The 24854-nt window shown below is 63.4% G+C and carries 27 protein-coding genes and 1 tRNA gene; 16 read left to right on the top strand and 12 right to left on the bottom strand.

Features of this window, described 5'->3' with window-relative positions:
* Nucleotides 1-251: 251 nt before the first annotated feature.
* A complete protein-coding gene (locus G405_RS0108095; RefSeq protein WP_022701015.1) occupies nucleotides 252-1121 on the bottom strand; it encodes a LysR family transcriptional regulator in 870 nt (289 codons plus the stop codon).
* Between the two features lie 143 nt (nucleotides 1122-1264).
* Between G405_RS0108095 and G405_RS0108090 the strand changes: the two genes are divergently transcribed.
* The gene (locus G405_RS0108090) at nucleotides 1265-2752 is read left to right on the top strand and encodes an NADP-dependent isocitrate dehydrogenase (RefSeq protein WP_022701014.1); all 1488 of its coding nucleotides are present in this window, start codon (nucleotides 1265-1267) and stop codon (nucleotides 2750-2752) included.
* A 75-nt stretch (nucleotides 2753-2827) separates the two neighbouring features.
* On the opposite strand, the gene G405_RS0108085 is transcribed toward G405_RS0108090, so the two are convergent.
* The 3 genes from G405_RS0108085 to G405_RS0108075 all read right to left on the bottom strand — a co-directional run bounded on the left by G405_RS0108085 (nucleotide 2828) and on the right by G405_RS0108075 (nucleotide 6312).
* Nucleotides 2828-4177 (bottom strand): RsmB/NOP family class I SAM-dependent RNA methyltransferase, encoded by a 1350-nt coding sequence (locus G405_RS0108085; RefSeq protein ID WP_022701013.1) that lies wholly within the window; start codon nucleotides 4175-4177, stop codon nucleotides 2828-2830.
* Nucleotides 4174-5373: a 23S rRNA (adenine(2503)-C(2))-methyltransferase RlmN gene (rlmN, locus tag G405_RS0108080; RefSeq protein ID WP_040704974.1), complete on the bottom strand. Its 1200-nt coding sequence runs from the start codon at nucleotides 5371-5373 to the stop codon at nucleotides 4174-4176. Before rlmN ends, G405_RS0108085 begins: the two co-directional genes overlap by 4 nt.
* 144 nt (nucleotides 5374-5517) lie before the next feature.
* Nucleotides 5518-6312, bottom strand: coding sequence for a sterol desaturase family protein (locus tag G405_RS0108075; protein WP_022701011.1), 795 nt, complete (start codon nucleotides 6310-6312; stop codon nucleotides 5518-5520).
* A gap of 94 nt (nucleotides 6313-6406) precedes the next feature.
* Between G405_RS0108075 and G405_RS0108070 the strand changes: the two genes are divergently transcribed.
* Nucleotides 6407-7276 (top strand): LysR family transcriptional regulator, encoded by an 870-nt coding sequence (locus G405_RS0108070; RefSeq protein ID WP_022701010.1) that lies wholly within the window; start codon nucleotides 6407-6409, stop codon nucleotides 7274-7276.
* On the opposite strand, the gene G405_RS0108065 is transcribed toward G405_RS0108070, so the two are convergent.
* Nucleotides 7273-7782, bottom strand: a complete 510-nt coding sequence (locus G405_RS0108065) for an invasion associated locus B family protein (RefSeq protein ID WP_040705409.1) — start codon at nucleotides 7780-7782, stop codon at nucleotides 7273-7275. The two genes, G405_RS0108070 and G405_RS0108065, sit on opposite strands and share 4 nt — an antisense overlap.
* A 167-nt stretch (nucleotides 7783-7949) precedes the next feature.
* On the opposite strand from G405_RS0108065, the gene G405_RS0108060 reads away from it, so the two are divergent.
* From G405_RS0108060 to G405_RS0108050, 3 genes are all read left to right on the top strand, one after another.
* Nucleotides 7950-8531, top strand: a complete 582-nt coding sequence (locus G405_RS0108060) for a sigma-70 family RNA polymerase sigma factor (RefSeq protein ID WP_022701008.1) — start codon at nucleotides 7950-7952, stop codon at nucleotides 8529-8531.
* Between the two features lie 105 nt (nucleotides 8532-8636).
* Entirely contained in the window at nucleotides 8637-9335 is a 699-nt protein-coding gene (locus G405_RS15415; protein ID WP_022701007.1) for a ChrR family anti-sigma-E factor, read from the top strand.
* A gap of 57 nt (nucleotides 9336-9392) precedes the next feature.
* On the top strand, nucleotides 9393-10664 hold the full coding sequence (locus G405_RS0108050) for a UbiH/UbiF/VisC/COQ6 family ubiquinone biosynthesis hydroxylase (RefSeq protein ID WP_022701006.1): 1272 nt from the start codon (nucleotides 9393-9395) through the stop codon (nucleotides 10662-10664).
* Between the two features lie 21 nt (nucleotides 10665-10685).
* Here G405_RS0108050 and G405_RS0108045 read toward each other — a convergent pair whose 3' ends face one another.
* The 4 genes from G405_RS0108045 to G405_RS0108030 form a co-directional block, all read right to left on the bottom strand.
* A complete protein-coding gene (locus G405_RS0108045) occupies nucleotides 10686-11207 on the bottom strand; it encodes an RNA methyltransferase (RefSeq protein WP_022701005.1) in 522 nt (173 codons plus the stop codon).
* A gap of 106 nt (nucleotides 11208-11313) precedes the next feature.
* Entirely contained in the window at nucleotides 11314-11547 is a 234-nt protein-coding gene (locus G405_RS0108040; RefSeq protein WP_022701004.1) for a DUF1150 family protein, read from the bottom strand.
* 126 nt (nucleotides 11548-11673) lie between these two features.
* A tRNA-Ala gene (locus G405_RS0108035) sits at nucleotides 11674-11749 on the bottom strand.
* Between the two features lie 125 nt (nucleotides 11750-11874).
* Nucleotides 11875-12327: a TIGR02300 family protein gene (locus G405_RS0108030; RefSeq protein WP_022701003.1), complete on the bottom strand. Its 453-nt coding sequence runs from the start codon at nucleotides 12325-12327 to the stop codon at nucleotides 11875-11877.
* A gap of 118 nt (nucleotides 12328-12445) precedes the next feature.
* Here G405_RS0108030 and aroA point away from each other — a divergent pair, with 118 nt between their 5' ends.
* From aroA to G405_RS15405, 10 genes are all read left to right on the top strand, one after another.
* Nucleotides 12446-13801 (top strand): 3-phosphoshikimate 1-carboxyvinyltransferase, encoded by a 1356-nt coding sequence (gene aroA, locus G405_RS0108025; RefSeq protein ID WP_022701002.1) that lies wholly within the window; start codon nucleotides 12446-12448, stop codon nucleotides 13799-13801.
* 330 nt (nucleotides 13802-14131) lie between these two features.
* The gene (gene rpsA, locus G405_RS0108020) at nucleotides 14132-15829 is read left to right on the top strand and encodes a 30S ribosomal protein S1 (protein WP_022701001.1); all 1698 of its coding nucleotides are present in this window, start codon (nucleotides 14132-14134) and stop codon (nucleotides 15827-15829) included.
* 149 nt (nucleotides 15830-15978) lie between these two features.
* Nucleotides 15979-16263, top strand: a complete 285-nt coding sequence (locus G405_RS0108015) for an integration host factor subunit beta (protein ID WP_022701000.1) — start codon at nucleotides 15979-15981, stop codon at nucleotides 16261-16263.
* Nucleotides 16264-16339: 76 nt separating this feature from the next.
* A complete protein-coding gene (locus tag G405_RS15410; protein WP_022700999.1) occupies nucleotides 16340-17182 on the top strand; it encodes a putative metalloprotease CJM1_0395 family protein in 843 nt (280 codons plus the stop codon).
* A 55-nt stretch (nucleotides 17183-17237) separates the two neighbouring features.
* Complete coding sequence (locus tag G405_RS0108005; protein WP_022700998.1) at nucleotides 17238-17888, top strand: phosphoribosylanthranilate isomerase; 651 nt, start codon at nucleotides 17238-17240, stop codon at nucleotides 17886-17888.
* 102 nt (nucleotides 17889-17990) lie between these two features.
* Nucleotides 17991-19202, top strand: coding sequence for a tryptophan synthase subunit beta (gene trpB / locus G405_RS0108000; RefSeq protein ID WP_022700997.1), 1212 nt, complete (start codon nucleotides 17991-17993; stop codon nucleotides 19200-19202).
* 4 nt (nucleotides 19203-19206) lie between these two features.
* Nucleotides 19207-19998: a tryptophan synthase subunit alpha gene (trpA, locus tag G405_RS0107995; RefSeq protein WP_028284643.1), complete on the top strand. Its 792-nt coding sequence runs from the start codon at nucleotides 19207-19209 to the stop codon at nucleotides 19996-19998.
* Nucleotides 19999-20054: 56 nt separating this feature from the next.
* Nucleotides 20055-20933: an acetyl-CoA carboxylase carboxyltransferase subunit beta gene (locus G405_RS0107990; protein WP_022700995.1), complete on the top strand. Its 879-nt coding sequence runs from the start codon at nucleotides 20055-20057 to the stop codon at nucleotides 20931-20933.
* 14 nt (nucleotides 20934-20947) lie between these two features.
* A complete protein-coding gene (locus G405_RS0107985; RefSeq protein WP_022700994.1) occupies nucleotides 20948-22270 on the top strand; it encodes a bifunctional folylpolyglutamate synthase/dihydrofolate synthase in 1323 nt (440 codons plus the stop codon).
* A 103-nt stretch (nucleotides 22271-22373) separates the two neighbouring features.
* Complete coding sequence (locus G405_RS15405; RefSeq protein ID WP_022700993.1) at nucleotides 22374-22604, top strand: DUF2061 domain-containing protein; 231 nt, start codon at nucleotides 22374-22376, stop codon at nucleotides 22602-22604.
* Here G405_RS15405 and G405_RS16955 read toward each other — a convergent pair.
* From G405_RS16955 to G405_RS0107965, 3 genes are all read right to left on the bottom strand, one after another.
* Nucleotides 22601-22984, bottom strand: coding sequence for a thermonuclease family protein (locus G405_RS16955; RefSeq protein WP_169447505.1), 384 nt, complete (start codon nucleotides 22982-22984; stop codon nucleotides 22601-22603). The two genes, G405_RS15405 and G405_RS16955, sit on opposite strands and share 4 nt — an antisense overlap.
* Nucleotides 22985-23167: 183 nt before the next feature.
* Nucleotides 23168-23494 carry a hypothetical protein gene (locus G405_RS0107970; RefSeq protein WP_022700991.1) on the bottom strand — a complete coding sequence of 109 codons (327 nt, stop codon included), beginning with the start codon at nucleotides 23492-23494 and terminating at the stop codon, nucleotides 23168-23170.
* A 51-nt stretch (nucleotides 23495-23545) separates the two neighbouring features.
* Complete coding sequence (locus tag G405_RS0107965) at nucleotides 23546-23749, bottom strand: DUF1674 domain-containing protein (RefSeq protein WP_022700990.1); 204 nt, start codon at nucleotides 23747-23749, stop codon at nucleotides 23546-23548.
* A 76-nt stretch (nucleotides 23750-23825) separates the two neighbouring features.
* Here G405_RS0107965 and htpX point away from each other — a divergent pair, with 76 nt between their 5' ends.
* On the top strand, nucleotides 23826-24779 hold the full coding sequence (gene htpX, locus G405_RS0107960) for a zinc metalloprotease HtpX (RefSeq protein ID WP_022700989.1): 954 nt from the start codon (nucleotides 23826-23828) through the stop codon (nucleotides 24777-24779).
* The last annotated feature ends 75 nt before the right edge of the window (nucleotides 24780-24854 follow it).

Here is a 24854-nt window from a genome sequence, read left to right as displayed (position 1 = left end):
TCCCGCGAAGCGGCCCAGCATTTGTCAAAACACACAATTCTTGAAAGGGAATGGGTTTATTCTTCATTACAGTGGCGACTGATTGAATCCGCCTTGAAATCAAAAAATCATCCCGCAACGACCTGATTTTCTTTGTTTTCTCATCTGCAGACGCAACAGGGCTCACGCCGGGTCCATTCAGATATGTCAGTGCAGGCTTCTTAATTTGCGCGGCGCTTTCCAGCATCGCTCCTGAAGCCTGACGCAGACGCCTAGAATCGCGCCGGTTCGTCCTCGAGCGCATGCGCCAGATGGTCGGCCAGGCGGCGGGCGGCCAGTCCGGCGTCTGCGGCGGTCAGCAACACCGCCTCGGCGTCATCGAGCGGCGGCATGCGCGCGCCCTCGTCAATGGCGAGATCATCCGGGGCGAAATCCCGCGGCAAGACCGCAACGCCCAAGCCGGCCCGCACCGCCGCCAGCGCCCCGGCCAGCGAGCCGCAGACATAGGCGGCACGCGCCCGGCCGCCCGCGCGTCCCAACGCCTCCACGGCACGCTTGCGGTAGACGCAAGGCTCGGGGCTCACCACCAGCGCTGTGACACCGTCCGTTTTGAACACGCTGTCATCGGCCCCCACCCAGACCAGAGGCTCTGACCAGACGCGCTGGCCGTCCACCGCCGCGCTCGGCTCGCGCTTGACCAGCGCCACGTCCAGACGCCCGGCGTGAAACATATCCATCAGGTTCAGCGTCAGGTCACAGGTCACTTCGAGCTGAATGCCGGGGTGGGCGCGGGAGAACTCCGCCAGCGCCTTGGGCAAATGCGCCGTGGCGATGTCTTCCGGCGTTCCCAGGCGCACATGGCCGCGCGCCTCGCCCTGCCGAAACGCCGACAGCGCTTCGTCATGGAGCGCCAGCATGCGCTCGGCATACCCCATCAGACGCTCCCCCGCCGGCGTCAGGGTGACCCGCCGCGCGGTGCGGCTGAACAGCCGCTCATCCACGATTTGCTCAAGCTTGCGGATCTGGAGCGAGACCGCCGACTGACTGCGGAACAACAGCGCTCCAGCGCGCGTAAAGCTCTGCGATTGCGCCACCGCCACAAAGGCGCGGAGCAGATCAAGATCCAGACGGTCCGTTTGCATACTATGAGTTTCTCAAATGCATGGACGCAAGACAATCAATTTTTCAAATTCTAATGACTTGCTAAAACCTGCCTCACACAGCGACTGATCGCGTCCACCCGCGCCCGTCGTTTGTTGACTCACGCTGGAATGAGGAAACCCGAATGAACGTCCACGTCTCCGCCTCGAACGCCGCCTCCACGGCGACGCGCACCCCCACCCCGATCACCGTCGCGTACGGCGATGGCATCGGCCCGGAAATCATGAAAGCCAGCCTGAGAGTGCTGGAGGCCGCCGGCGCCGCCCTGGCGCCCGAGCCGATCGCCATCGGTGAGCAGGTCTATCTCAACGGGGTCAGCGCCGGCATTGAGGACAGCGCGTGGGAGTCCCTGCGCCGGACGAAAGTCTTCTACAAGGCGCCGATCACCACGCCTCAGGGCGGCGGCTTCAAATCGCTGAATGTCACCGTGCGCAAATCGCTGGGCCTGTTCGCCAATGTGCGCCCCTGCGCCGCGCTGTCGCCCTTCGTCGCCACGCGCCATCCTGACATGGACGTGGTGATCGTGCGCGAGAACGAGGAAGACCTCTACGCCGGGATCGAGCACCGTCAGACCGATGAAGTGGTGCAATGCCTCAAATTGATCTCGCGCCCCGGCTGTGAGCGGATCGTGCGCTATGCGTTTGATTACGCCCGCGCCAATGGCCGCAAGAAAGTCACCTGCTTGTCAAAGGACAACATCATGAAGCTGACCGATGGTCTGTTTCATGAGGTGTTTGACGAGATTTCCAAAGAGTATCCCGACATCAAGACCGATCACTGGATCATTGATATCGGCACCGCCAAGCTCGCCGATGCGCCCGAACAGTTCGATGTGATCGTCACCTCGAACCTTTATGGCGACATCATTTCCGACGTCGCCGCCGAAATCACCGGCTCGGTGGGCTTGGGCGGATCCGCCAATATCGGCGAGCATTGCGCCATGTTCGAGGCCATTCACGGCTCGGCCCCGATGATTGCGGGCCAGAATGTGGCGAACCCGTCCGGCCTGATCCTCGCGGGCGTGCAGATGCTGGTCCATATCGGTCAGGCCGATGTGGCGGAAAAACTCCATAACGCCTGGCTGAAAACCCTTGAGGACGGCGTGCATACCGTCGACATCGCCTCTGAGGGCATGACCAAGCAACAAGTGGGCACGGACGCCTTCGCCGACGCCGTGATCGCGCGCCTGGGCCAAGAGCCGTCCCATTTCACGCCCGTGCGCTACAACGCCAAAGCCGGCGGCGTCGCCATCGCGCCCTACAAGCGCCGCGAGCGCCAGACCAAGACGCTGGTCGGCGTGGATGTCTTTGTGGACATACCGACGCAGAACCCCGATGAGCTGGCGAAAACGCTGAACCTTGCGGCCGGCGGTGCGGCCTTGTCGCTGAAGATGATCACCAATCGCGGGGTGAAGGTCTGGCCGCAAGGCTTGCCCGAAACCTTCAAGACCGACCATTGGCGCTGCCGCTTCATGGGCGAGGGCGTGCGCAAGAACGCCGACGTGGTCGATCTTCTGACCCGGCTTGAAAAAAGCGGCGTCGACTTTGTGAAAACCGAACAGCTCTACGAGTTCGACGGCAAGCCCGGCTACTCGCTGGGTCAGGGCCAGTAAGGGTCACATCCGACACAAAACCCCGGTCCGCAATGCGGGCCGGGGTTTGCTGTGCGTCTGTTTGGCAATTGACGGTTAGGCTTTCACGATGCGCGCAATATAGAAGCCGTCCATGCCGCCGCGTTCATCCCACATATCGGGACGGGTGCGCACGGCGCCGTCCGGGCGGAGCGCTTCTTTCAGGCCCGGCAGCTCGTCCGCCGTCACCGGATCAAGCCGCGCGTCCGGCGTGCGGTCGAGGAAGGCCGCGATCTGGTCTTCGCCCTCTTCAAGCTCCAGCGAACAGGTGCAATAGACCAGCCGCCCGCCCGATTTAAGCTGGGCGAAACTGGCGTCCAGCAGGCGACGCTGGATCTCGGCCAGATTGGCGATATCGCCGGGCTCTTTCGCCCAGGCCGCATCCGGGCGGCGACGCAGCGTGCCCGTCGCCGAGCAGGGCGCATCGAGCAAAATCGCGTCCATGGGCTCCGGCGCTGTCCAGTCCGCCACATCGGCGGTGACGATCTCGGCGTTGAGTTTGGTGCGTTCCAGGTTTTCAGCCAGACGCTTGAGGCGTTTCGGCGAAGCGTCGACCGCGATCACTGACGCGCCCGCAGCGGCCAGCTGCAAGGTCTTGCCCCCCGGCGCAGCGCAGAGATCGGCGACCTTTTCACCGGGTTTGACGTTCAGAATGCGCGCCGGCAGAGCCGCGGCCACATCCTGAACCCACCAATCGCCCGCTTCAAAGCCCGGCAGGCCATCCACCGCGCCAATGTCCGGGCGCCGGATCGTGCCGGTCTCCAACACCTTGGCGCCGATTTCGTCGGCGAAGCTCTGAGCGTCAAAGCCCGGCTTGGCGGTGAGATCCAGCGTCGGCGGGACGGACCGGGCGATGGCGATGGCGCGCGCCACCGGCTCGCCATAGGTCTCCACCCAGCGCTCGGCCAGCCAGTCGGGCAGATCTTCAAGCGGGTCTGAATCCAGAAACGCGCCTTTGCCCTGATCCACGACCCGGCGCAGCACGGCGTTCGCCAGATTCTTGAACCGGGCGGTATTGGGATCCTGCGCCATCAGGCTGACCCAGGCGTCCACCGCGGCGTGGGCCGGGGTTTCAAGGATCAGGCGCTCGGCCGCGCCGCAACGCAGGATCAGATGCGCCTTGATCTCTTCATCCGGCAAAGGCTTGTCGAGCACCTGCATCAGAGCCGCGTCGAGCGCGATGGGACGGCGGATCACGGAGGAGGCGATGGCGCGCGCAAAAGCGCGATCACGCGGCTCCATGCGTTTCCATTCCGGCCGCCCGGCCAGAGCGCCGTCCAGCGGCACGCCCTTGGCGAGCACGCCTTCGACCGCGCCGAGCGCGGTGCCGCGCGGCATCAAATTCTTGGTGGAGGATTTAGGCTCAGATCCAGACTTGCGCGGCTGGCGGCGGTCTGAATGATTCACGCCTGATCCTCTTGAGCGGCTTCCTGGCTGGCTTCGGCTTCACGTTCCAGACGCCGGCGCTCGCTGGCGCGGATTTTCTGGCTTTCACTTTTCAGCTGCCCGCAGGCGGCGAAGATATCGCGGCCCCGCGGCGTGCGGATCGGGCTGGCGTAGCCGGCCTTGTTCACCACATCGGCGAAGGCTTCGATCTGATCCCAGTCCGAGCACTCATACGGGCTGCCTGGCCAGGGATTGAACGGGATGAGATTGATCTTGGACGGGATGCCGCGCAGCAGTTTGACCAGCGCCCGCGCCTCGGCGAGGGAGTCGTTCACGCCTTTCAGCATCACATACTCGAATGTGACGCGCTTGGCGTTGGACAGGTCGGGATAGGCGCGAATGGCGTCCATCAGCTCCGCGATGGGGTATTTCTTGTTCAGCGGCACCAGCTCGTTACGCAACTCGTCATTGGTCGCGTGCAGGCTGATGGCCAGCATGGCGCGGGTGCGCTCGCCGAGTTCCGGGATTTTCGGCACCACGCCGGAGGTGGACACCGTGATGCGGCGACGGCCGATGGCGATGCCTTCATGGTCGGAGATCACGTCGATGGCGTCCGACACCGTATCCAGGGTGTAAAGCGGCTCGCCCATGCCCATGAAGACGATATTGGTGATCTGGCGGTCTTCGTTCGACGTCGGCCATTCGCCCAGATCATCGCGCGCGATCATCACCTGAGTGACAATTTCAGCAGCGGTCAGATTGCGCACCAGCGGCTGGGTGCCGGTATGACAGAAGGTGCAATTGAGCGTGCAGCCCACCTGAGAGGACACGCACAACGCGCCCGAACGGCCAACACCGGGGATGAAGACGGTCTCCACCTCGATCCCGCTTTCCAGCTTGATGAGGTATTTGCGCGTGCCGTCCACGCTGACCTGGCGTTCGGTGATTTCGGGACGGGCCAGCGTGAACTTCGCCTTGAGCGCCTCGCGCAAGGCCTTGGACACATTGGTCATCTCATCGAAATCGGTGACGCCGTAATGATAGATCCAGCGCCAGAGCTGCTCGGCGCGCATCTTGGCCTTTTTCTCATCCACCAGATCATGCGCGATCAGCACGTCGCGCAATTGCGCGCGGGTCAGACCGGCGAGCGGAACCGGGCCGGACATCTCTGGCCGGTTGGAAAAAGACAGGTCGAGAGTTTTCAAAGGTGCGTTCATAGCGCCGTCGTATACTGGAAAACTGAACAAACTTCGAGAGGCGAGAACGCATGGCGGGCTTGCGCCTGCAGACACGCTTGTTTGTTCGCTGTCCCGAGCCAGGCTCATCCGGACCGATTGTCAGCGTCAGCCGCCGTCTCGCGGCTATTTGCGCACCAGCGGCCAGAGCAGCTCTCGCCCGGCGCTGACCGGCTCCATCCCCTCTATGCCGTAGGTCTCCGGATAGCGGCGGGTGATCTTCGCGGTGCCGAACAGAACGTCCCAGAAAAACAGCAGATTGCCGTAATTGCCTTTGTAATGGGTGACGCCGTCCTCTTTGTGCAGGCCATGATGAGCGCTGTGGGTGGCGGGCGTCGAGATGGTCCGTTCCAGAACCCACATGACCGGCGCCAGCAGCGGGATCCGGTAGAGCGCCGCATCCCAGCGCCAGGATGAATGCGCGCCGAAGATCACCGTCATCTTGACCACCAGATACACCGCATAGACCGGGTAGAACCCCAGATGCACCAGCACGGCGGCGATCCACAGCCCCGGCATGAACAGGTAATAGAAGAGATTGTTGCGATAGGCGGTGCGGATCGACAGATAAGCGCCTGAATGATGCGCCCGATGCAGATTGTAGAGCACGGGGAAGGTGTGGCTGGCGCGATGCCACCAGTATTGGGTCATGTCATCGCCGACGAGCAAGATCGCCACCATCAGATACCAGGGCAGGAACGCCAGCGCGTCTTTCGAGCCGGGCCGGATCGCTTCCACCAGCATGGGCGCCACAGCGAAGATCAGCGGCACGGTGACCAACACGATGGTGAGCGAGGACAAAACCTCGATGATCACATCCCGGCGGGAGCCGCGTTCTTTCTGCAGGAATCGTCCTGTCACCGCTTCCAGCACAATGAAGCCGGCGAAAATTGCGGGTACGAGGATTTTTTCATTGATCATGGCGAACGCCTCCCGGACAGACCCTCGCCGGTTCGAATCATAACTTCCAATACAAATTTTGCATTCTTCCATAACTAATGCTTATGCTTGTAGCATGCTCAGCCTGCGCACCGCCCGCCTGTTTCTCGTCGCCGCCGACGCCGGCACGCTGACCGCAGCCGCGGAGCGCCTGCATGTGAGCCAACCTGCCGCCAGCAAGGCGCTGGCCCAGCTGGAGACCGATCTGGGCGGCGCCTTGTTTGACCGCGCCGGGCGCAAGCTGATCCTGACCGCGCTGGGCGAGGCGCTTTTGCCCCGTGCGCGATCGCTGATCCAGCAGGCTGCAGACCTGAAGGCTGAGGCCGAACGCTGGCGCGCTGGAGAAGACGGCGTGCTGAGCTTGGGGGCTGGGCCGAGCGTCACCTACCGCCTGCTGCCCGAGGCGGTGGCCCGTTTTTATCGCGCCGGGCGTACGGTTCAGCTGACCGTCCGCGCGGGCGCGGCGGGGATGCTGGTCGATCAGGTGCGCCGCGGCGCGCTGGACCTGGTCGCCGCGGATATGGGCGACGCCGTCCTGGATCCGGACCTGGTGGTGCATCCCTTGCCAGAGGAGAGCGTGACGGCGCTGGTGCGCCCCGACCACCCGGCCCTCAAGGGTGAGGCGTATGACCGGTTTCCGCTGGCCACGGCCACGCCGCCCGAACGCCTCAGCCGCCAGCCTCTGCCCTGGGGGCGGCCGCGTCCGGGTCTCGTGTGTGATGATTACACCGTTCTGGCGCTGGCGTGTTCAGCGTCAGACCATATCCTCGCTGCGCCGCGCTCGGTTGTGGACCGGCTGACGGCCGAACACGGCCTGGTCCAGCTGACAGCCTCATCACCGGATCTGGTGGTGCGGCCCGCTCTGATTTATCGCGCCAACGCGCCGCACAGCGCCGCCCGCCAGCTTCTGTTTGAGTGTTTCGAAGCCGTCGCGCGACAGGCCTAGCCGCACAGATCGTCCACTTGCTCCAGCGCCGCAGTCACCCCCAAAAGTGAAAACGTATAGGCGGTGGCGGTGCCGCGAGCGCTGGTGGCCTCGACCCGCATATCAGAGCCCCGTCGCATCGCGCGCACAAGCTGGCTCTCCTCGCCCGGCTCTTCCAGAAACCCTTCCTGCTCGGAAACGAACATCTCAAACCGGTCCGAACCCACTCGCACGCGCGGCGGGCTGTCAGGACGCAGGGCGTACCCGGCCAGGAAGCTGGGCTGGTTCTCCGCGGCGCCGCTGCGCCAGCTCGCCACCAGGAAGAACACCTCGCCATGGTCCACATTGGCGGGCAAAGCCTCTTGCGGGCGGCTGAGCGCATAACAGACCTGACCCTCGGCCGAACCGCGCGTGAACACGCGCCAGTCGCGATGCGCGCCCTGAAACTCAGGTTCTGACGCCTCCTGCGCTTGCACAGGCGACAGTGCGGCGATGGTCAGACACAGGCTGGCAAATAGAACGCGCATGGGGATTTCCATTCAGATATGAGCGGTTTGACGCAAGCAAGATCGGCTGGCGCCGGTCTGTATTCCCGTTTAAAGCGGTCTGAGACGGCGGTTTCAAGGCATGATCTGGCTTGATCGTCATGTGTGCGGATGTGAGAGTGATCTGCAACGAGCTTCAAGGGTGAAACTTGCCTGACGCCCCTTTTTCCACTGGCGCAAAGCCGGATCGTGCGACCCTGAACTCGCTTGTGCTGGCCACCGCACAACGTGATCGGCAGGCGTTCGCGGCGCTGTTCAATTTCTATGCGCCGCGGGTCAAAGCCTATCTGCTGCGCCTGAACGCCCATGACAGCCTGGCTGAAGAGCTGGCGCAAGAGATCATGCTGACGGTCTGGCGCAAGGCCGAACAGTTCGATCCCGATCAGGCCTCCGCCTCCACCTGGATTTTCCGCATCGCGCGCAATCGGCGCATCGACGCGGCGCGCCAGGCCAACAAGCCCGCGCTTGACGGTGAGGATCCCAGCCTTCGCCCGCCGGACATCCAGCCCCCCGACGACGCCGTTCATGAAAATGATCGCGATGACCGGGTGCGTGAAGCCATGCTAGACTTGCCCGACGAACAGGTGGCGCTGCTGCGTCTGGCGTTTTTTGACGGCTTGTCTCACCGCGACATCGCCGATCAGCTCGGCATGCCGCTAGGCACTGTTAAATCAAGGCTCAGGCTGGCTTTCGACAAGCTCAGGCGGGTGCTTGATTCTGAAACCTTGTAAGAAATAATGCACGCATCCGTACTAAAAAACGCCCTGTCACTTGACGTCAGACTGAACTGATCAATATCCGCCACGCTGTACCAGACGCCGACTTAGAAGAAGACCATGACCAACCATCCGCTGGGTGACGAGATTTACGCCGCTTACGCTTCGGGCGCCCTTTCGGGTCCGATGCGCTTGCTGCTGGACGCGCAATCGGCTGTGAACGCCGAGGTCGCACGCGCCCGTCAAACGGTCGAGGCCGCCGCCGGCGTCCTGCTGGAAAGCGAAGCGCCCGCCGAAATGGCGCCGAATGCTCTGGCGACCCTGTTTGACATCATCGACACCGAAGAAGCGGGTCTGGGCGAAGCCGGTCCGGCGCGTTTCAACGCCCGCACCGGGTCTGAAACCTCACGCAACGCCGCCCAGAAGGCCGGCCAGGCGATTGATGAACTGCTGGATCTGCCGGGCTCCGTCCGCGATCTGGCGCTGGAAGCTGGCGGCTGGTCTTTCGCCGGCCCCGGCGTCCGCACCATGCCGCTGATGACCGAAGACGGCGCGAAAGCCGAGCTGATCCGCATCGAACCGGGTCGCGGCGTCCCCCATCACGGCCATGACGGCACGGAATTCACGCTCGTTCTGTCCGGCGGTTTCTCGGACGGGCGCGGCAGCTATGCCCCCGGCGATGTGTGTATGGCCAATCCCGACACGATCCACAAACCGATCGCCGACGAAGGCGAGGTCTGTATCGTGCTCGCTGTCACCGACGGCCCGCTCGCCTTTACCGGCGCCCTGGGCTGGATTCAGCGCGCACTGAGCCGCTAAGCGCCCTGCGGCGCCGCGCCGCTTTCTTTCGGCGGGGGCGTTGTTATCTTAACGTCCATGAGCAAACCGATCTTTTCTGGCGATGTGGTGATTTCCGGCGGCGGGCTCGCCGGTCTGACCCTGGCGCTGGCCCTGCATAAAGCCGGGCTGGCAGTGGCGGTCATTGATGCGATGGCGCTGTCTGAGCACGTAACGCCGGAGCATGACGGGCGCGCCTCGGCGCTGGCTTACACCTCCTATCGCATGCTGAACGCGGTCGGCGCCGGCCAGCATCTGAAAGACCATGTCCAGCCTATTGAAGACATCTTGGTCGTGGATGGCCGTCCCTATGACGGGCTCAAGCGCGGCGGCCCCGGCCCTGACCAGCTGCATTTTGACCGTCGCGAAATCTCACCCGAGGATGACGGCGAAGCTCTGGGCTATATGGCCGAGAACCGCTGGACGCGCGTGGCGCTCGCCAAAGCCGCCGAAGAGGCTGGTCTCACCGTGTTTGCGCCCGCCCGCGCCAGTCATATGGAGCCGGACGTCACTCCGGGACGCAATCGCCTGGTGTTGGAAAGCGGCGAGGTGCTCGAAGCGCCCCTCATTGTCGGCTGTGACGGCAAGTTTTCCGGTCTGCGCGCTCAGGCGGGCGTGCGAACCACAGATTACGCCTACAATCAAAAGGCTGTGGTGCTGACCGTCGAGCACGAACACAGCCATGAGGGTGTGGCGTATGAATGCTTCATGCCCACAGGCCCGTTCGCCATCCTGCCGCTGCCGGGCAATCGCTCGAGCCTGGTCTGGTGTGAAAAGCCAAAGGCGGCGGACGCCCTGAAAGACATGGATGACGCGGGCTTCCAGGAAGCGCTGGAGGCGCGCTTTGGCGATTTCCTCGGCTGGGTGAAACCCGCCAGCCCGCGCTGGACCTATCCGCTGACGCTGAAATTCGCGGAACGCTTCACCGATGACCGGCTGGCGCTGGTGGGCGACGCCGCCCGCGGCATTCACCCCATCGCCGGACAAGGCTTTAATCTGGGCATCCGCGATGCGGCGGTTCTGGCCGATGTGCTGGTGGACGCCAAGCGCGCCGGGCTTGATCTGGGCGCCCCTGCGACCTTGCAGCGCTATGAGCGCTGGCGGCGAACGGATTCTGTCGCGGTCGGGCTGGGCGCGCACCTGTTCACCTGGCTGTTCTCCAATGATCACAGCACGATAAGGGCTGCCCGAGGGCTGGGTCTGTCCATCGTGGATCAGATCCCCGTCGCCCGACGCTTTTTCATGCGTACGGCAGGTGGCGAAGTGGGCGATCTGCCGGCGCTGCTGCGCGGCGACAGCCTGCACCTCTAGACGCCATCAAACCCTGAGCGGTCAGGTGCGTTTCTTCGGCGCGCCCCAGATGTGCTGCTTGTCTTCCATCGGGCCGCCCGGCATGACCGGGCGCTCCGGGTAACCGCCCAGGCATAGCGTGCGATCATACAGCGCAATGGCCGCGGCCACGGACAGATTCACGCAGAATTTGGTGGGGATTTTCACCACATGCGAGCATCGCTCGAGCATGGCGGGGCTGAGATCGCCACGTTCCTTGCCCAGGACATAGGCGGCCATGCGCGGATGGCGGAAGCTTGGCAGCTCCACCGCGTCATCAGTCAGCTCCACACCAACGATCTGGCAACCGCGCGGCAGCGCCATGTCATCCACGCTCTCCCAGTCGTAATAGGGCAGGTTCTGGGTGGTCTTGGCGGTGTCGGTCTGAAACATCTCGCGCGCGCGGTTGGCCGCGCCCACGGTGAACACGAAGCTGCCGCCAAAGGCGTGTGCGGTGCGCATGACTGCGCCCAGATTGCGCGCCTTGGAGATTCCCTCAACGCCGACTGCGAAATAGCCTCTCATGAAAAAGGGTTTAGCCGCGACCTCTTGCGGAGGCAAACCGCTCTTTACACACAAAAACGCCCCCTGCACGAGCAGAGGGCGTTCTGTTCAAAAGATAGACCGAGCCTTAGTGAACGCTGACCGGTTCCGCGCCATGATCACGGGCCGCCGCAAAGGCCGCCTCGCGGTCAGAGAACACCGCCATGCGCTGGCCGTTCTCATCGTGAATGGCGTACAGCGTGGCGTCAGAGTCCAGTTTGACCCCGGCGTTCGCCGCTTGCTCCATGACTTCAGACGCGTCGATCGTGCGTACATACACCGTCGGCGTCGTATCCAGTGTCAGATCTGTTTCCATGTCCATCCAACGCCTCATGCATTGTTATCTTGGACAATGACATGGGTTTTCTTGTCAAAACGTTCAAGGCGTGCGTCTGCGCTGCAATCGCGACAAAGAAAAACCCCCGCGCAGAGCGCAGGGGTTCTTTTTTGGTGGAGCCAGACGGAATCGAACCGACGACCTCTTGCATGCCATGCAAGCGCTCTCCCAACTGAGCTATGGCCCCGAAACGCTTTGCGAAGCGGGCGGGATTGGGGCCCCGCCGTTTCGAGAGCGCGGACGTTATCCGCGCCTTTCACTGCAATCAAGCCTGTTTTCAGCACTTGTCGCAGTCAATGGCAGTGACCCGGATCAGACGTCGTCGTCATCCTTGAGTGCGATGTCGTCATCCAGATCATCGTCGTCATCGCCGAGGAGAACGCTGTCGTCGTCATCATCATCCAGGTCAGCTTCGTCATCGGAGAAGCCGTCCAGATCATCATCGGCGGGCGCGGCTCGCTTGGCGACCGGCGCTTCGTCCTCATCCTCATCGCCACCCAGATCAATGGGCTCTTCATCGAGCTCAGGCGCGTCGTCATCTTCCTCTTCATCAGAGGAATCATCCGTTTCCGCCTCAGCCTCTTTCTCTTCTTCCGGTTCGGGCTTGGGAGCCTTCTTCGTCAGGGTTGCGGAGACTTCCTCGTAGTAGGAAAGCGGATATTCCATGCCCGTGAACGGCGACACAATCGGGTCTTTGTTCAGGTCGTAGAATTTTTTTCCGGTTTCCGGACAAACGCGCTTGGTGCCAAGTTCAGCTTTCGCCACGAGTCCAAATCCTTTCACAGAGAAGGGCGATCAAATCGGCGCGCCAGTTGCCATGTTCTGGAGCGGCTGTCAAAACCCGATTGAAGCCTTCCCACATCTGCACACCTGCGGAGTCCGCATGACACACGCCACGCCTTCCCCGTCCTCGACCGCAAACGGGCCAAAAACCGCCCGGCCTGTCAATGCCCTGAAAGGACGTCTTCAGGCGGCCGCGGACAAGTCATGCTCGCATCGCGCACTGATATTTTCTGCGCTGGCGGACGGAGAAAGTCGAATTGAGGGCCTTCTGGAGAGCGAGGACGTGCTGGCGACCGCCGGCGCCGTCGCCGCCCTGGGCGCAACGGTCGAGCGTGAAGGGCCCGGCGCCTGGCGCGTTATCGGGCAAGGCCGCTGGACCAGCCCGGCCCAACCTCTGGATCTGGGCAATTCGGGCACAGGCGTGCGCTTGCTGATGGGCGCTGCGAGCCGGTTCGAGCTCAAGGCGGAGTTTGTCGGCGATGAAAGCCTGTCCTCGCGCCCGATGGCGCGGGTGCTTGATCCGCTGGCGCGCATGGGCGTCAAAAGCCAGTCCAGCGATGGCGGCCGCTTGCCGGTGACCCTGCGCGGCTCAAATCATCTCGATCCGATTGACTACACGCCGCCCGTCGCCTCCGCCCAGGTGAAAAGCGCCATTCTTCTGGCGGGGCTGGGCGCGCAAGGCGAAACAATCGTGCGCGAGCCGCGCGCCACCCGCGATCACACGGAAATCATGGCGCCTGTCTATGGCGCGGACCTCAGCGTGGAGCGTGAGGGGGAGGGGCTGATTGCGCGCGTGCGCGGCGGCAAGACGCTGACCCCGGCGAACGTCTCCATCCCCGGCGACCCGTCATCCGCCGCCTTCCCCCTGGCCGCCGCCCTCGTCACGTCAGGCAGCGAGGTCACGATCACCGGCGTCATGACCAACCCCGCACGCTTCGGCCTGTACCAGGTGCTCAAGATGATGGGCGCCGACATCCATTTGACCCCGGCGGGCGAGCGCTGCGGCGAGCAGCTTGTGGACATCACGGTGAAATCGGGCGCGCTGAAAGGCGTGGAGGTTCCCGCCGCCCTCGCCCCGTCCATGATCGACGAATACCCCATCCTGTCCGTCATCGCCGCCTTTGCGGACGGCGTGACGGTGATGAAGGGGCTGGAGGAATTACGCGCCAAGGAGAGTGATCGCCTTGCGGCCAGCGCCGCCCTGCTGGAAACCAATGGCGTCAAGGTCGAGCTGGGCGAGGACAGCCTTGTCGTTCATGGCTGCGGCAGAGACGGCGTTCCGGGTGGCGGAAGCGTTAAAACCCATCATGATCATCGCCTTGCCATGAGCGCCCTGATCATGGGCTGCGGCGCGCAAGCGCCGGTGAGCGTCGATGATGTGAGCATGATCGCCACCAGCTATCCGGACTTTTTCGATCACATGGCCGTTCTGGGCGCTGAGATCGGCGCCGATTGAGTCAGCTTCAAAGGGCTGCACGCCTTGCCCTGACAGCGAATTTGCGGTAAGTCCGCGCGCGATTGTCTTGCTGCGCTCACCCTGCGTCAGCAAGCCGGTCGTTCGCCGGGCGGGCGATGTTCCGCGGCCAGGCGTGCGCATCCTTCATGTTTGTCGGTTCAGACCCACGGCACGATGTGCGCCGCCCTGTCGTTTCGCTCCGCTCATTTTGAAAGCGTATTCCGGCCGTTCGCGGCTGCTTTGGAGATTTCCAGCCGCTGCGCGCGGCAAGACCGCCGGAACCAACCGGCCGGCCGGAAACGACGATAACCCCTGGAGCCATCCTCTAATATGTCTGACACCCAAACCTCGGCCCCGAGCCGCGATGATTTCGCGTCAATGCTGGAAGCGAGCCTTGCTGGCCGCGACCTGATGGAAGGCGCTGTCGTGCGCGGCACCGTCACCGCCGTGCTGCACGACACCGTCGTCATCGACGTCGGTCTGAAAACCGAAGGCCGCGTGGCCCTGCGCGAATTCACCGGTCCCGGCTCGGAAGCGCCGAAACTGGGCGAACAGGTCGACATCTACCTTGAGCGCATCGAAAACGCGCTCGGTGAAGCTGTCCTGTCGCGCGACAAAGCCCGTCGCGAAGAAGCCTGGGACCGTCTGGAGAAGACGTTCGAATCCAAAGAGCCGGTCAACGGCGCCATCGTGGGCCGCGTCAAGGGCGGCTTCACCGTGGATCTGGGCGGCGCTTCGGCCTTCCTGCCGGGCTCTCAGGTGGACATCCGTCCGGTGCGCGACGTCGCGCCTCTGATGAACAAGGAACAGCCGTTCGCGATCCTGAAAATGGACCGTCCGCGCGGCAATATCGTGGTGTCACGCCGCGCTGTTCTGGAAGAATCCCGCGCCGAGCAGCGTGCCGAGCTCGTCGGTCAGCTGGCCGAAGGCGAAGTGCGCGAAGGCGTCGTCAAGAACATCACCGATTACGGTGCGTTCGTGGATCTGGGCGGCATTGACGGCCTGCTGCACGTCACCGACATGAGCTGGTCGCGTGTGGGCCATCCGAGCGAAGTGGTCGAAGTCGGTCAGACCGTTCAGGTGCAGATCATCAAGATCAACAAAGACACCCAGCGCATCTCGCTCGGCATGAAGCAGCTGCAGTCCGACCCGTGGGACGGCGTGGCGCTGAAATACCCGAACGGCGCTGTGTTCAAAGGCCGCGTGACGAACATCGCCGAATACGGCGCGTTCGTGGAGCTGGAGCCGGGCGTCGAAGGCCTGGTGCACGTCTCCGAGATGAGCTGGACCAAGAAGAACGTCCATCCGGGCAAAATCGTCTCCACCTCCCAGGAAGTGGACGTGATGGTGCTCGACGTGGATCCGGACAAGCGCCGCGTTTCTCTGGGCATCAAGCAGACCCAGCGCAATCCGTGGGAAGTGTTCGCGGAAGCGCACCCGGTCGGCTCTGAAGTCGAAGGCGAAGTCAAGAACATCACCGAATTCGGTCTGTTCATCGGCGTCGACGACGAAATCGACGGCATGGTTCACCTGTCCGATCTCGACTGGGATCGTTCGGGCGAAGACGCCATCCAGGACTATAAGAAAGGCGACTCCGTGCGCGCCAAGGTTCTGGACGTGGATGTCGAGAAAGAACGTGTCTCCCTGGGCGTCAAGCAGCTCGGCGGCGACCCGATGGACGAAGGCGGCTTCAAGCGCGGCGAGACCGTGACCTGCACCGTCACCGAAATCACCACCGGCGGCGTGGAAGTCAGCCTGGGCCCGGACAACCTGGTCAAGGCGTTCATCCGCAAGTCCGACATCTCGCGCGATCGCGCCGAGCAACGTCCCGAGCGCTTTGCGGTCGGCGACAAGGTCGACGCACGCGTCACCAATATCGACAAGGCGTCTCGCCGCGTTTCCGTGTCCATCAAGGCGCTGGAAATGGCGGAAGAGAAAGAAGCCGTCGAACAGTACGGGTCTTCTGACTCCGGCGCGTCTCTGGGCGATATCCTGGGCGCCGCACTGAAAGGTCAGGACGAGGACTAGTCCTCTGACCGGCTGAACCTCCCCGTCTGAGGGAGCTGGAACCCCCAATGCCCTGCATTGGGGGTTCTTTTTTGCCTGCAACCCCGGCTTGCCGATTGACGGCGCTCTCGTGGTGTTCCTACACTGATGGTCTGCAAGGGGACTGCACCATGATCAAATCCGAACTCATCGAGAAGCTCGCCGAAGACAATCCGCACCTCTACCAGAAGGATCTGGAGCGGGTGGTCAACACGGTGCTGGAAGAGATCACCCAAGCGCTTGAGCGCGGCGATCGTGTGGAATTGCGCGGCTTTGGCGCCTTTTCCGTCCGCAATCGCCCGCCGCGCCAGGGTCGCAACCCGCGGACAGGCGACCCGGTGTCGGTGAAGGAAAAGCACGTGCCGTTCTTCAAGACCGGAAAAGAGCTGCGCGAACGCGTGGACGGCAAGGCCTAAGCCTTAACCCGCATTACCAAAGCTTTAAGGGTTGTCCTTCATTCTCTCCGGCAGGTTGTATCTGTCGGGATGATCCATGGCGCTTTCGCCCGTTAGTCTGGGCAGCGCTGATCCGGCTTTCATGGCCGGGCCGGGCGCTGCCTTCCCAACGCGTGAGCTGACCGCTCAAGCGAACCGGCTGACTCCATCTTCTGATCGCTCCGCCGCTGCAACCTCAACCCGCACGGCGATCAATGACCCGGTCTCCCTGTCCGCCGCCGCGCAGAAGCTCAGCGACCCGGCGTCAGTCGCGCCGCAAGCCAGCAGCGCCAAGGCCTCTCAGCCCGGCGAACAGCTTTCGGACGCCGAGCAAAAACAGGTCGCCGAGCTGAAAAAGCGCGACCGCGAAGTGCGTCAGCACGAACAGGCGCACCAGGCGGCGGGCGGGCAATACGCCAGCGCGCCGTCTTACAGCTTCCAGCAAGGCCCGGACGGCAAGCAATACGCGGTCGGCGGCGAGGTGCAGATCGACGCCAGCCCCATTCCCGGCGATCCCGCCGCCACCATTGAGAAAATGCGCGTGGTCAAGGCCGCCGCCCTGGCGCCGGCTGAACCCTCAGGTCAGGACCGCAAGGTGGCCGCCGCTGCTGACGCCGCCGCCCAACAAGCCCGCGCCGAACAGGCGGCTCAGGACCGCGAAGAGCGCGAAGCGGTCGCGCGCGGGGACGCGCCGTCCGATCCAACACAGCCTTCGACAGGCCCGCAATCGCCAGATAGCCAAAGTCCGTTCGCAGAGCCAGGCGCCGAACAGGCGGAGGCGCAAGCCGCGCCGTTCGGGTTCAGCGGCGCCCAGCCCGCCCAGATCAACCAGGCCAATGGCGCCTATGCCGCTGCGACGCGCGCGCAATCCATCAGCCAGCTTGTGGGGATGGTCGCCTAACCGCCATACACAGTCCTGACTTGGCGGGGCGAGACTTCAGCGCTACATCCGGCGCATGACACAGACGCGCTCCCCCCTGATCAAGATTTGCGGCCTCAATTCCGCCAACGCGGTGGACGCCGCAGTCAACGCCGGCGCGGATTATCTGGGCTTCATTCATTTTCCCAAAAGCCCGCGCCACCTCTCGCTGGAGCAAATGGGCGCGCTCGCCGCACGAAAAGGCGACGCCAAGTCTGTCGCCGTCCTGGTGGATCCCGATGAAATGCTGATGGGCGAAGTACTGCGCCATATGCGGCCCGACTTTATCCAGCTTCATGGGGGGGAAAGCCCGATGCGGTGCCTCGATGCGCGCCATTACGCCGAAATCGGCGTGTGGAAGGCCTTGGGCGTCTCCACGTCAGACGACCTTCGAAAAGCGCTGACCTACAAAGACCATGTGGACGGCTTCGTATTTGACGCCAAGCCGCCCAAGGACGCGGACCGGCCCGGCGGGCTCGGGCAAGCGTGGGACTATGGCGTTCTCAAGGATTTTGACCCCGGCCAGCCCTGGCTGCTGGCGGGCGGACTGACGGTTGAGACCGTCCCCGACGCCATCTGCCAATCCGGCGCGCCGGGCGTGGATGTCGTGTCAGGCGTCGAAGCCGAGCCGGGCGTCAAAAGTCTAGACAAAATCAAGGCGTTCATCACTGCAGTCAAAGCGCGCTGACGCCTTGCGCCGCCTTGCTTTACCGGCTTCTCTGAGGCTGACCTTTAGAACCTGTCAGGGCTGCGCGTCTCGCAGCTCTGAGCGTCGTGAAAGACCGCTGTCATGACCCAACCCAACGCCTTCTCCCAACAGCCTGATGCTGAGGGCCGTTTCGGACAGTTTGGCGGCCGCTATGTGGCCGAGACTCTGATGCCGAACATTCTGGCGCTGCAGGAAGCGTATGAGCACTACAAGACCGACCCTGATTTCATCGCCGAGTTTGACGAGTTCAGCCGTGATTTCATCGGTCGTCCCAGCCCGCTCTATTTCGCCGAGCGTCTGACTGAAGAGTTTGGCGGGGCGAAGATCTGGTTCAAGCGCGACGAGCTCAACCATACCGGCGCGCACAAGATCAATAACTGCCTGGGTCAGGTGCTGCTGGCGAAACGCATGGGCAAGACCCGCATCATCGCTGAAACCGGCGCCGGTCAGCACGGCGTGGCGACCGCCACCGTGGCGGCCCGCTTTGGCCTGCCGTGTGAAGTGTTCATGGGCGCGACCGATGTGAAGCGCCAGAAGCCGAATGTCTTCCGCATGAATTTGCTGGGCGCGAAAATCCACGCCGTCACCTCGGGACGCGGCACGCTGAAAGACGCCATGAACGAGGCGCTGCGCGACTGGGTGACCTATCCCGATGAGACCTTCTACGTCATCGGCACAGTAGCGGGTCCCCACCCCTATCCGGCCATGGTGCGTGATTTTCAGTCCGTCATTGGCCGTGAAGCGCGCGAACAGATGCTCGACCGCATCGGACGCCTGCCCGACGCAGCGGTCGCCTGCATTGGCGGCGGCTCAAACGCGATGGGCTTGTTCCATCCCTTCCTGGAAGATGAAAGCGTCCGCCTGATCGGCGTCGAAGCTGCGGGCAAGGGCCTTGATACGCCCGATCACGCCGCCAGCCTTAACGGCGGTCGTCCCGGCATCCTCCATGGCAACAAGACCTACCTTTTGCAGGATGCTGACGGTCAGATCACCGAGGGCCATTCGATTTCTGCGGGTCTTGATTACCCAGGTATCGGCCCAGAGCACGCCTTCCTACATGACGTGGGACGGGCGGAATACCGATCGGCCACCGATGCCGAGGCGCTTGAGATGTTCCAGCTCTGCTCACAGAAAGAGGGCATTATTCCCGCCCTTGAACCCGCCCACGCCCTCGCGCGCGTGCGCGATCTCGCGAAAGAACTGGGCAAGGACGGCGTCATCTTGATGAATATGTGCGGCCGCGGCGACAAGGATGTCTTCTCCGTCGCCGATGCGCTCGGTGTGGAGCTTTAAGATCATGACCCGCCTCGCCCCCACCTTCGCCGCTTTGAAATCAGACAACCGCGCCGGGTTTGTCGCCTATGTCATGGCGGGTGATCCCGATGCGAACACGACGCTTGAGATGATGAAAGGCCTCGCCGATAAGGGCGCGGACGTTATCGAGCTGGGCGTGCCTTTCACCGATCCCATGGCGGACGGGCCGACCATCCAGCGCGCCGCGATCCGCGCGCTGGAAGGCGGCATGACACTTCGCGGCGTGCTTGGCATCGTCAAACGCTTCCGCGAAACCCATGCCGACACGCCTGTCGTGCTCATGGGCTACGCCAATCCGTTCTTCTCTTACGGCTACGCCCAATTCGCGACGGACGCCGCGGCGGCGGGCGCGGACGGGGTGATCTGCGTGGACATTCCGCCTGAGGAAGACACCGAGTTTCGCGGCGCCCTGGACGCCAACGGCCTCTCCTTTGTGCGCCTGGCCGCCCCCACCACCGACGACAAGCGCCTGCCGCAAGTGGTCGCGCACACGTCCGGATTTGTTTATTACGTATCCACAACGGGCGTGACCGGCGCTGGATCGGGCGCGACCGGGGATATTTCGGCGGCTGTGGCGCGGGTGCGCGCCGCGTCGGGTTTGCCGGTGGCTGTGGGCTTTGGCGTCAAGACGCCCGAGCGCGCCGCCGATATCGGCAAGGTTGCGGACGCGGTCGTGGTCGGTTCGGCGATTGTCGAGGAACTGGCGCAAAACGGCGTGGACCAGGCCTTGCATCTCGCCGGAACCCTGGCGGACGCCGCCCATTCCGCACGTTAGCGGGGCACATGTTCGGCCCGGTGCGATACAAAGTGTTTGAAGAGGTGTGACGCGATATGAGCTGGCTTCAGAAACTGACCCCGCCGGGCGTCCAGAAGATGTTTGAAAAACGCGACACCCCGGAAAATCTCTGGGTGAAGTGTCCGATTTCGGGCGAGATGGTCTTCAACAAGGACCTGGAAGCCTCCCAGCACGTCACCCCCGCCGGCCACCATATGCGCATCGGCCCGGCCCTGCGCTTCAAATACACGTTTGACGGCGATTACACCGAGGTGGACCTGCCTGAGGTCGCCAAGGACCCGCTGAAGTTCAAGGACGACAAGCCCTATACCAGCCGCCTCGCCGCCGCCCGCAAGAAGACCGGGCGCGAGGACGCGATGGCGATCGGCGTCGGCTCGATCAAGTCCATTGAAACCACGGTTCTGGTTCAGGACTTCTCCTTCATGGGCGGGTCTCTGGGCATGGGCGCAGGCGAGGGCTTCCTCAAGGCCTGCGAAACCGCCGTCGAGCGCCGCACCCCGCTGGTGGTGTTCACCGCCGCAGGCGGCGCGCGCATGCAGGAAGGCGCGCTGTCGCTGATGCAGATGCCGCGCACCACGCTGGGCGTTCAAATGCTCAAAGACGCCAAGCTGCCCTATCTCGTGGTCCTGACTGACCCGACCACGGGCGGCGTCACCGCGTCTTACGCCATGCTGGGCGATGTGCAGATCGCGGAACCGGGCGCCCTGATCGGCTTCGCCGGTCCGCGCGTGATCGAGCAGACCATTCGCGAGAAACTGCCCGAAGGCTTCCAGCGGGCGGAATACCTTCTGGACAAGGGCATGGTGGACAAGGTCGTGCATCGTCATGAGCTGCGCACTGTGCTGGGCAATCTGATGCGGACCCTCCTGAAACGTCCCGCCGCCGCGGACAACACCCCGGCGCGAACTGAATAAGCGGAGAGAGCATTTTGGCGACCGCTGAAACCATTGAGGCGGCGCTGCAACGCCTCTCGCGCCTGCATCCCAAGAAAATCGACCTGTCGCTGGGCCGGATTGAACGCCTGCTTGATGCGCTGGGCCGCCCGCAGGATCGTCTGCCGCCCGTCATCCATGTGGCCGGAACCAATGGCAAAGGGTCGACCTGCGCCTTTCTGAAGGCGATTTCAGAGGCCGCCGGCGAGCGCTGCCATGTCTACACCTCACCGCATCTGGTGCGCTTTAACGAGCGGATCGTGCTGGCGGGCGAGATCGTCGATGACGCCCGGCTTGAAGACGCGTTTGCGCGCTGCGAGGCCGCCAATGGCGATCATGAGATCACTTTTTTCGAAATCACCACGGCGGCGGCCTTCTTGCTGTTTTCCGAAACGCCCGCCGAACGCCTAATCCTTGAGACCGGCCTTGGGGGCCGGGTGGACGCCACAAACGTGCTGGCCAAACCCCAATGCACGGTGATCACCCCGGTCAGCCTCGATCATCAGGACTTTCTGGGCGACACGATCTCAGACATCGCCGCCGAGAAAGCCGGGATCATCAAGCCAGGCGTGACGGTGATCGTCGGACCTCAAACGCCTGACGCCGAGGCTGTGATCCGCCGGGCCGCCGAGCGCCTCAAGGCCCCGCTCTCGATCTGGGAACAGGATTTCCGCGCTTACACCGAACATGGACGACTGGTGTTTGAGGCTGAAGACGAGCTGTGGGATCTCAACCCGCCCAGCCTCGCCGGGTCGCACCAGATCATCAATGCGGGCGTCGCCGCCGCCACGGCGCGCGCCTGCGGCTACAGCCCTGAAGCGGTCAGCACAGGGCTTGAAACCGCGCGCTGGCCCGCGCGCCTGCAGCGACTGACCGAGGGTCAGCTGGCCGAGATCGTGTCTGAGGGCGAAGGCGCGCTCTGGCTTGATGGCGGGCATAATCTCTCGGCCGCGGAATCTCTCGCCTCCAGCCTGGGGGAGATGGAAGCCGGGCGCGAGCGTCCGCTGGTGCTGATCTGCGCCTTCTCCAAAAACAAGGACGCGACCGGCTTTCTGGCGTATTTCGAAGGCCTCGCCGCCCGCGTCATCGCCATAGATTTCCAGGGCGGGCGCGACGGCGCGCAGAGCCCCGGCGCTGTGGCGGAGGCCGCTCGCACTGCGGGTCTTCCCGCCCAGACCGCGTCTGACCTCACCGAAGCGGTGCGCGACGCCATCAGCGATTATCCCGGCGCGCGCGTGGTGATCTGCGGCTCGCTCTATCTCGCCGGTCAGGTGCTGGCCCTCAGCGAGGGCGGATCGGTGCAGTCTACGCCAGGATAGTCATAGAACTTTTCGATCCATAGGATCAGAAGCATTCATATGACAAATGGAATCCGACTTCCTATCCTCCTTCTTGCGAATAGTTCGCATAAGGAAGCCCGTGATGACCGAGATCCTGCAATCCATTCCCCGCACCCCCCTGCCGTTTGACCTGCCTGTGCGGGCGCTCAAACCGGTGACCTATGGCGTCATGCACCTGATCGTCGCGATCAGCGTGGCCTATGCGTTGACACAAAACTGGAAAGCGGCGCTGGCGATCGGCCTGATCGAACCAGCGGTGCAAACATTTGCCTACGCGTTTCACGAACGCGCCTGGAGCCGGTCAGGCGTCTAGCGCGGGCGCGATTGCACTGGCCCACTCGTCGGGGCCGAGCTGCACCAGGGGCCGTCTTCGCCATAGGGCACGGCCAAATCCGCCGCCAGCAAGGCGTCCGACAATCCCGCAGGCTCTGCCCCCGTCGGCGCCTGTGCGCGCAGGTCGGCAATCACCCGGCCAGCGAAACTGCCCAAACGCACATTATGCAAGCTGATGTCCGGATGAGCGACCAGCCAGGCGCGCGTAAAGGCGGTCGCCTCATGACCCGCCGTGCGTTCGGCCTCGCACTCCGGTCGTCGGGTCTCTGGCGTATCAACGCCATCCAGCCGGACTCGCGTCTCCACGATATGCCCCGGCCAGATATGTGCGCGCACAGCGATCGTGTCGCCATCGATCACCTCGACCACATCCGCAGCGACTGGCCCGGCGATGCGATCTGCCCCTGAAGGTGTATTGATGCGTACATGCTCGCAGTAAGGGCGATAAATCCGATCATATCGCCATTATAGGAAAATTATCTGAGTCGGAAAAGCGACACTGCCGCCTTCGGTGAGAGCAGCCCCTCAAACACTCAGGGCGCTCTAGTACGCGCGGCGCTCGGTCCAGTGATGGCGGTGATGGGTGCGCACTACGATGATCCGGGACGGAGCTTGCTCGACGCCGCCGGTCAGCGGACCATAAAAGAACCCTGCGTCCAGCCGGATCGGGTCACCGGCTTTCACACGATCAACGGCGTCATCAGGCGCTGTCACGGCGCGCGTCTGACGCCCATAGGCTGAAGACTGATAGGTGTAAGCGCGCTCATGATGTTCCTGAACGACGCGGGTATGAACGCGCGCCTCCTCGGGTCCGCCCAGCAAGGGCGCGGAATCGCTGACGATCAGGGCGAGGGCGAGAAGACAGCTCATTGTCTCAATATAGCACACAGGGCGCAGCGATGAAGCGGCCAGATCGGCGCCTCAGAAATCGTAGGTGATGCCTTTTTTCTCCCAATCGCCAAAGCGGGTGGGTTCAGGGCCCTTGGGTCCGCCAAGTTCTTTGGCGCGTTCGGCCTCCGCCTCCGCCTCGCGGCGACGCTCCTCGGCTTCGGCCAGGGCGCGTTTGGCCGCCTCGCTCAACGGCTTGCGGGGGGCCTCTTCTTCAGGCGTTTCTGCATCGCTCATCTCTTGCAGTCCTTCTTGTCTACGCCCAATTACCTAAGTCGCGGGGGCCGCTCCGCCAAGACAGGTGACGCCATCAATGACCGCTAACACGCTTCGCACTTTCGTTCTGCTCGCCGCGCTGAGCGCCTTGTTCATGGGCGTGGGGTATCTGATCGGCGGGGCGGCCGGCGCAATGATCGCTCTGGTGCTGGCCGGCGCGATGAATGTGTTCGCCTATTGGAATGCGGACAAGATGGTGCTGCGGATGCATGGCGCGCGCGAGATCACGCCTGATGAACGCGATCCGGTCCTGCGCCAGTTCGCGTCTGATACGGTGGGCATGGCCGATCGCGCCGGCCTGCCCTATCCCCGCGTTTATGTGATCGACTCCGATCAACCCAACGCGTTCGCAACAGGGCGAGACCCGCAAAACGCGGCGGTCGCGGCGACGACGGGCTTACTGGCGACGCTGAACCGGCAGGAAGTGATGGGCGTCATGGCCCATGAGCTGGCTCATGTGCGCAATCGCGACACCCTGACCATGACCGTCACTGCGACGCTGGCGGGCGCCATCGGTTTTCTGGCCAATTTCGCGCTGTTTTTCGGCGGCGGTCGTGACCGTGGCGGCTTTATCGGTGCGCTCGCTCTGGCGATCCTGGCGCCCATGGCGGCAGGCCTCGTGCAAATGGCGATTTCGCGAGCGCGTGAATATGACGCAGACAAGGGCGGCGCCGAGATTTGCGGCGATCCGCTCTGGCTGGCCTCGGCGCTTGAGAAGATCGAACGCGGAGCGCGTCAGACCATGAATGTGGCCGCCGAGCGCAACCCGGCCACCGCCCATATGTTCATCATCAACCCCTTGAACGGACAGGGCGCTGACAACCTGTTCTCAACCCACCCGGCCACGGCGAATCGCATCTCGCGGCTGCGCCGGATGGGCGGCGCGGCGCCGCGCTCCACCAGCGGCCCCTGGGGTGATTTCGGCGCCTGGAGCGACGCGGGAACAGACAAACCCTCTTCTGGCGGGAAGTATGGCGGTCCCTGGGGTTGAATCGGACAAGTCCTCAACCAGTGCTTAATAAAATTGGCGCAAGCCTGAATGAAATCATTCAGGGAATCCGTCCAT

Source organism: Oceanicaulis alexandrii DSM 11625, from assembly GCF_000420265.1.
Classification (GTDB): domain Bacteria; phylum Pseudomonadota; class Alphaproteobacteria; order Caulobacterales; family Maricaulaceae; genus Oceanicaulis; species Oceanicaulis alexandrii.
This window is presented reverse-complemented; position numbering and strand designations above follow the sequence as displayed.

Bases quoted from the DNA above. Each gene is read 5' to 3' on its own strand.
- trpB (WP_022700997.1), top strand. From the start codon at position 17,991: ATGACCCAACCCAACGCCTTCTCCCAACAGCCTGATGCTGAGGGCCGT.
- G405_RS0108095 (WP_022701015.1), bottom strand. From the start codon at position 1,121: ATGCAAACGGACCGTCTGGATCTTGATCTGCTCCGCGCCTTTGTGGCG.
- G405_RS0108070 (WP_022701010.1), top strand. From the start codon at position 6,407: ATGCTCAGCCTGCGCACCGCCCGCCTGTTTCTCGTCGCCGCCGACGCC.
- rpsA (WP_022701001.1), top strand. From the start codon at position 14,132: ATGTCTGACACCCAAACCTCGGCCCCGAGCCGCGATGATTTCGCGTCA.
- trpA (WP_028284643.1), top strand. From the start codon at position 19,207: ATGACCCGCCTCGCCCCCACCTTCGCCGCTTTGAAATCAGACAACCGC.
- G405_RS0108075 (WP_022701011.1), bottom strand. From the start codon at position 6,312: ATGATCAATGAAAAAATCCTCGTACCCGCAATTTTCGCCGGCTTCATT.
- G405_RS0108015 (WP_022701000.1), top strand. From the start codon at position 15,979: ATGATCAAATCCGAACTCATCGAGAAGCTCGCCGAAGACAATCCGCAC.
- G405_RS0107970 (WP_022700991.1), bottom strand. From the start codon at position 23,494: ATGAGCTGTCTTCTCGCCCTCGCCCTGATCGTCAGCGATTCCGCGCCC.
- G405_RS15405 (WP_022700993.1), top strand. From the start codon at position 22,374: ATGACCGAGATCCTGCAATCCATTCCCCGCACCCCCCTGCCGTTTGAC.
- G405_RS0108050 (WP_022701006.1), top strand. From the start codon at position 9,393: ATGAGCAAACCGATCTTTTCTGGCGATGTGGTGATTTCCGGCGGCGGG.
- G405_RS0108040 (WP_022701004.1), bottom strand. From the start codon at position 11,547: ATGGACATGGAAACAGATCTGACACTGGATACGACGCCGACGGTGTAT.
- aroA (WP_022701002.1), top strand. From the start codon at position 12,446: ATGACACACGCCACGCCTTCCCCGTCCTCGACCGCAAACGGGCCAAAA.
- G405_RS0108065 (WP_040705409.1), bottom strand. From the start codon at position 7,782: ATGCGCGTTCTATTTGCCAGCCTGTGTCTGACCATCGCCGCACTGTCG.
- rlmN (WP_040704974.1), bottom strand. From the start codon at position 5,373: ATGAACGCACCTTTGAAAACTCTCGACCTGTCTTTTTCCAACCGGCCA.
- G405_RS0108005 (WP_022700998.1), top strand. From the start codon at position 17,238: ATGACACAGACGCGCTCCCCCCTGATCAAGATTTGCGGCCTCAATTCC.
- G405_RS0108090 (WP_022701014.1), top strand. From the start codon at position 1,265: ATGAACGTCCACGTCTCCGCCTCGAACGCCGCCTCCACGGCGACGCGC.
- G405_RS0107965 (WP_022700990.1), bottom strand. From the start codon at position 23,749: ATGAGCGATGCAGAAACGCCTGAAGAAGAGGCCCCCCGCAAGCCGTTG.
- htpX (WP_022700989.1), top strand. From the start codon at position 23,826: ATGACCGCTAACACGCTTCGCACTTTCGTTCTGCTCGCCGCGCTGAGC.
- G405_RS15415 (WP_022701007.1), top strand. From the start codon at position 8,637: ATGACCAACCATCCGCTGGGTGACGAGATTTACGCCGCTTACGCTTCG.
- G405_RS0107990 (WP_022700995.1), top strand. From the start codon at position 20,055: ATGAGCTGGCTTCAGAAACTGACCCCGCCGGGCGTCCAGAAGATGTTT.
- G405_RS0108045 (WP_022701005.1), bottom strand. From the start codon at position 11,207: ATGAGAGGCTATTTCGCAGTCGGCGTTGAGGGAATCTCCAAGGCGCGC.
- G405_RS15410 (WP_022700999.1), top strand. From the start codon at position 16,340: ATGGCGCTTTCGCCCGTTAGTCTGGGCAGCGCTGATCCGGCTTTCATG.